At 59.7% G+C, this 5,279-nt stretch carries 5 protein-coding genes and 2 pseudogenes; 4 read left to right on the forward strand and 3 right to left on the reverse strand.

Annotation, left to right across the window (positions count from 1 at the left end; all coding sequences use genetic code 11):
- Positions 1-259 (forward strand): annotated as a pseudogene (locus ACFFAR_RS23770) (hypothetical protein); the annotation flags it as partial.
- Positions 260-364: 105 nt separating this feature from the next.
- A complete protein-coding gene (locus tag ACFFAR_RS23775; protein WP_174365669.1) occupies positions 365-973 on the forward strand; it encodes a BspC domain-containing protein in 609 nt (202 codons plus the stop codon).
- A 91-nt stretch (positions 974-1,064) separates the two neighbouring features.
- Here ACFFAR_RS23775 and ACFFAR_RS23780 read toward each other — a convergent pair whose 3' ends face one another.
- Positions 1,065-2,255, reverse strand: coding sequence for a M14-type cytosolic carboxypeptidase (locus tag ACFFAR_RS23780; RefSeq protein ID WP_061999812.1), 1,191 nt, complete (start codon positions 2,253-2,255; stop codon positions 1,065-1,067).
- A 42-nt stretch (positions 2,256-2,297) separates the two neighbouring features.
- A complete protein-coding gene (yaaA, locus tag ACFFAR_RS23785) occupies positions 2,298-3,077 on the reverse strand; it encodes a peroxide stress protein YaaA (protein ID WP_174364802.1) in 780 nt (259 codons plus the stop codon).
- 56 nt (positions 3,078-3,133) lie between these two features.
- On the opposite strand from yaaA, the gene ACFFAR_RS23790 reads away from it, so the two are divergent.
- Positions 3,134-3,625 carry a putative toxin-antitoxin system toxin component, PIN family gene (locus ACFFAR_RS23790; RefSeq protein ID WP_174364801.1) on the forward strand — a complete coding sequence of 164 codons (492 nt, stop codon included), beginning with the start codon at positions 3,134-3,136 and terminating at the stop codon, positions 3,623-3,625.
- A gap of 40 nt (positions 3,626-3,665) precedes the next feature.
- The gene (locus tag ACFFAR_RS23795) at positions 3,666-4,847 is read left to right on the forward strand and encodes a methionine aminotransferase (protein ID WP_174364800.1); all 1,182 of its coding nucleotides are present in this window, start codon (positions 3,666-3,668) and stop codon (positions 4,845-4,847) included.
- A 4-nt stretch (positions 4,848-4,851) separates the two neighbouring features.
- Here ACFFAR_RS23795 and ACFFAR_RS23800 read toward each other — a convergent pair.
- Positions 4,852-5,279 (reverse strand): annotated as a pseudogene (locus tag ACFFAR_RS23800) (glutathione S-transferase); the annotation flags it as partial.

Below are 5,279 nucleotides of genomic sequence, written 5' to 3' on the forward strand. Positions count from 1 at the left end.
CTTTATCCTGGGTCACGGCTTTCTCACCTCCGCTGTTGCTGTCGCAGCGGCGTGTGCTTCAGGTCTGCTACTCCAAATCATCCTTGCCGACGGGCGGCTGTTCATACCTGCGGGCTTTACGCTTGCCGCCACGCTGCTGGTTGCCGGCGAAGCGCTCTTCACCGGCCTTTTCACAATTCTCATCACCGTCTACAGGCCGACCTTGATCACGACTTTCGATGTCCGGCGGTATCGGCTGGATCGTGGGCCGCGAGTCTGAACGCAGCTGGCCGCGGCCAGCCTGCTAAAGAATTTGATATAAGATGGAACTCCTGCTCACTGTCAGGCATCTTACGTGCCTGATGTCTCTTTAGTGCCCAACCCGATGGATAGTATTCAAGTACCGCGTCGACTGCTTCGGCTGGTCGGCCGGCTGGTAGCGATCGCATCCGTAGCGACAATCACGTCAGCCCTTTTCAACGTCACTGCGTTCGCCGATACGGTCGACGACCGCAATGAGCTCGTCAATCACTTCGTGACCGACTTCAACGCCAATCCCTTGATGGCCGATTGCGCCGCGCACGGCAGCTTCGTCGCGAGTACATCGACGGCGTTTGATCGCGTCGAATTTCCAGCGAGTTCGTTCGATGCCGCGCATGGCAGCATCGTCCCGTGGAATGATTCGTTCGATGATCACAAGCAGCGGATCAAGGTTGATAACGTGGTGACCGTCGAGGGGCTCGGCGTGTCGAAGGACGGTGACACAACGCCACCGACACTCAAATTTCGATGCGGCTACGTAGGCAGCCAGATGCTGGCGTTCGGCTGGAATGACCCGGTGCCTGCGGCGAGGCTGCGTGCCGAACCACGATCCGGTCACAGCGCTCGCGGCAAGCACAGCGCCGTCAAGGGCAAAGCCGGATCGAAGGGCAAGGCATCCGCTTCGGCAGCGAAGAAATCGTCCTCGGCCAAGTCGACGAAGAAGAAGCACTGACGCCAGGCAAAACAAAAGGACGAGATCGTCGCTTACGATCTCGCCCTTTCTTGAACGCGCTCCTGACCGCGCATCAGCCTGTCCGCGCGAGTCAGAACGCCTGCAAATGGCGCAAGATGGCCTGCAGCATCGCCGCGCCAAGCGCCGCACTGCGTTCCCCGTTCCATCCTACCCGCTCGTCCGGCAGGTTAGCGTTGTCCTTGAACGGCATTTCGAGCGTCAGAGACAAACACCCGAACTCATTGCCAACGTACTTCGACGCGAGCTTCAGCGCGTCAGTCTGGTACTTGCTGGCTTCGTAACCGTACACATCCTGAAAGTCAGGACTCGCCTGCTTGAAGCATTCGATAAACGCCTTCTGCTCCTCGGCCTGCTTTTCGGTGAACCCCGGCAACATCTCCGAGCCCGCCACGAACACGTAAGGCAGTGCTTCGTCGCCGTGAATATCGAAAAAAAGATCGCAGCCTATTGCGTGCATGGCGTTGCGTACCGCGAGCACTTCCGGGCTGCGCGCGCCGTCCGGCTCCATCCATTCGCGATTCAGGTTGGCACCTGCTGCGTTCGTGCGCAGGTTGCCAAGAACGCTGCCATCGGGATTCATGTTGGGCACGATGTGAAACACGGCGTGCTCGAAGACCAGGCGCGCGACCGGATCGCCGGCCCAGTCGCCCCACCCTGCCAGCCGTTTGATCAAACCTTCCACGAACCATTCGGCCATGGTTTCGCCCGGATGCTGACGCGCGATGATCCAGACGTTTTTCTTCGGCTCAAGTGTTATGTGATCTTCTTCGCCGTCTTCAGCTTCGTCTTCATCGTCTTCAAGCAAGCCCAGCGTCAAAAGTGCCATCGGGCGGCCTTGCACGGTGCGGCCAATTTCCGTGAGCGTGGCGTGCGGCATCTGCTGTACCGCGCCGATGAAACCTGCGTGCCGCTCTTCGCTGTACGGCTCGAAGTAAGCGTAATAGATGGCATCGAAATCGGGCGTGTGCTCGATCGTCATTACCCGGCCGTCATAACGGGTCGGCACCCGGAACCAGTTGATCCTGTCGTAGCTGGCGACCGCGCGATAGTCGCGCCAGCCGTCGGCAAACGCGCAGTCGGCGGCGTTTTCGAAGGTCAGGGTGAGCGCTACATCGCGGACGTTACCCACGCGAAAGTAGAACCACTGCGCGAAATCGGCGTGGCTGTCCGGGCGGATACGCAGGCGAATGTCGGCGGGGTTATCGGCGGAAACGACGTTGATCGCGCCCGCATCGAAATGACTCGTGATTGAGATGCTCATGACGCTTCCTTGATTTGTCCAGTGCAGCAGCAGGTCATTGCATCAAGCCCCAACGCGCCGGCGATACACATACGTGGCGTCAGTCGATGCATTTTTATCGAACGCGTAGCCTTCGCTGCCGAAATCCTTGAGGCCTTCCGGTTCATCGATTCTATGCTGCACGGCGAACCGCGCCATCAACCCGCGCGCACGTTTTGCGTGAAAACTGATGATCTTGTACTGGCCGTTCTTCCATTCCTGAAACACGGGCGTGACGATTGGCGCGTCGAGCCGCTTCGGCTGCACCGACTTGAAATACTCGCCGGATGCGCAATTGATCAGCACCTTCGCGCCGCGCTGCTTTTTCATCTGCCCGTTGAGCGCCACCGTGATGCGATCGCCCCAGAACGCATAAAGATCTTTGCCCCGAGCGTTTGCGAACTTCGTGCCCATTTCCAGCCGATAAGGCTGCAACAGGTCGAGCGGCCGCAGCAATCCGTAGAGCCCGGACAACACCCGCACATGGTTCTGCGCGTAGTCGAGGTCGGCCGCATGAAGCGATTTGGCGTCGAAACCTTCGTAGACGTCACCGTTGAACGCGAGCATGGCCTGCTTCGAATTGTCCTCACTGAACGTCGGCGACCAGTCGGCATAACGCTGAAAGTTGAGTCGCGCGAGCGGGTCGGAGATATGCATGAGACTGCCGATATCCTGTGGCGAGAGTTTGCGCAGCGCCTTGATGAGCTCGGCGGAATCTGCGGTGAATTCAGGCAACGTGTGCTTCGTCACGTGCGGCGGGGTCTCGTAGTCGAGCGATTTGGCCGGCGAGAGAACGATTATCATAGGGGCTCGCCGGCACGCTTGCCAACGATGAAGACGGAAACCCTCGATTGTATCGAATGAAAAAATCCCCCGCGTGGCGCGCCGTGCTCGATTCGAATGTGTGGATCGACATTCTTGTTTTCGATGACCCCAATTCCCGCCCCATTCGCGCCGCGCTCGAAGCCGGCACGCTGGAAGCGTTGATCGATGCGCGTTGCCTGAAAGAACTGACGTATGTGCTGGACTATCCGCAATTCGTGCGCTTTGCCGTAGACAAGGCCCAGGCGCTGGAAACGGTTGCGCGGCTTTCTCGCCTGGTTGAAATCGAACCGCTACCCGAAGACACACCGCCGCTGCCGAAATGCAAGGACCGCGACGACCAGAAGTTTCTCGAACTGGCGCATGCAAGCAAGGCGGACTGGCTGGTATCGAAGGACCGGGCGCTGCTCAAACTTGCGAAACGCACCGCGCGTGATTTTGGCTTCCGGATCGCCCAGCCGGCGCCGTTCGTGACCAGCTTCAACGCGCAGGTCGAGGCCAATGCGGAAACGGACGCAATCGACGTTTAAAATACGACACATTCTTCCAGCGCAGCCGATCGAAACCACTATGAACGCCTCGCACGACCTTCCGCATTCCGCCGCCGTTCCTGCCATCACGTCACGTCTGCCGAATGTCGGCACGACCATCTTCACGGTCATGAGCGCACTCGCGACACAGACAGGCGCGGTCAACCTTGGCCAGGGTTTTCCGGATTTCGCCTGCGATCCGCGGATCGTGGATGCGGTGGCGAACGCGATGCGGGACGGCCACAACCAGTATCCGCCGATGGCCGGCGCCGCGCCGCTGCGTCACGCGATCAGCGAAAAGATCGAGCGGCTCTACGGTCGCAAATACGACGTGGATCGCGAAATCACGGTGACGGCCGGCGCCACGCAAGCCATCCTGACGGCCATCCTGTGCTGCGTGCATCCAGGCGATGAAGTCGTCGTGATCGAGCCGATGTACGACTGCTACGTCCCGGCTATTGAATTGGCGGGCGGCAAGCCGGTGTTTGTATCGCTGGAAGCACCCGACTACGCACTCCCCTTCGATAAAATCGCCGCAGCGATCACGCCCAAAACGCGCCTTCTGATCGTCAACACGCCGCACAACCCGACGGGCCGTGTCTGGCGCGCCGCCGACATGCAAAAGCTCGACGAAATCATGCGCGGCACCGACGTGCTGATCCTCTCCGACGAAGTCTACGAACACATGGTCTTCGACGGCGCGCCCCACGAAAGCGTCTCGCGTTATCCGGACCTGGCCGCGCGCAGCTTCGTGGTATCGAGTTTCGGCAAGACGTTTCATGTGACGGGCTGGAAGGTCGGCTATGTCGCTGCGCCCGCGGCTCTTACGGCCGAGTTCCGCAAGGTACATCAGTTCAACGTGTTCACCGTGAATACGCCGATGCAGGTCGGCATTGCGGAGTACTTGAAGGACCCGTCGCCTTATATGGATTTGCCGGCTTTCTACCAGCAAAAGCGCGACTTCTTCCGCGCGGGCCTCGCGAACTCGCGCTTCAAATTGCTGCCCTGCGACGGCACGTATTTCCAGTGCGTCGACTATTCGGCCATCAGCGACTTGCCCGAAGCGGAATTCTCGCAATGGCTCACGAGCGAGATCGGCGTGGCGGCCATTCCGGTATCCGCGTTCTATCACGAGAGCCACGAATCGGGCGTGGTGCGTTTTTGCTTCGCGAAAAAAGAAGCAACGCTGCGCACCGCGCTCGAACGCCTCGCGAGCCTGTAGAACCTCAGATTTTCGGCAGTTCTTTTTTCTGCGCGTCCATGAACGCCAGCCGGTCGGCCGTCACTTTCTGTGCGGCCGGCCGTTCCCCTACGCGCCTGTTGTGCGCCTTCCAGTCGATACCCGCCTCCAGCAGGAAATCCGCGCCATAAACCGCTTTTGTCGTCAGCCCGACGAGCGGCAAATTCACGAATGCACTCACATCGGCGATACTGAAGGTCGTGCCAAGCGCGTACGGTTCGAACTTCGCAATCCGCTTGAGTCCTGCGACGCCGTGACGGAGCCGTGTTTCGGCGCGCGACTTCGTGTAATCGGTGACGGTGCCGCCAAAAAACGCCTGCTTGTAGAGATCCCGCGCGACCAGTTCCAGATGCATGTCGATGAATACCGACAATTCGCGCGCCTTCGCGGCGGCGTAAGAATCGGCGGGGAAAA

Origin of the sequence: uncultured Caballeronia sp. (genome assembly GCF_964243625.1) — a bacterium.
Classification (GTDB): domain Bacteria; phylum Pseudomonadota; class Gammaproteobacteria; order Burkholderiales; family Burkholderiaceae; genus Caballeronia.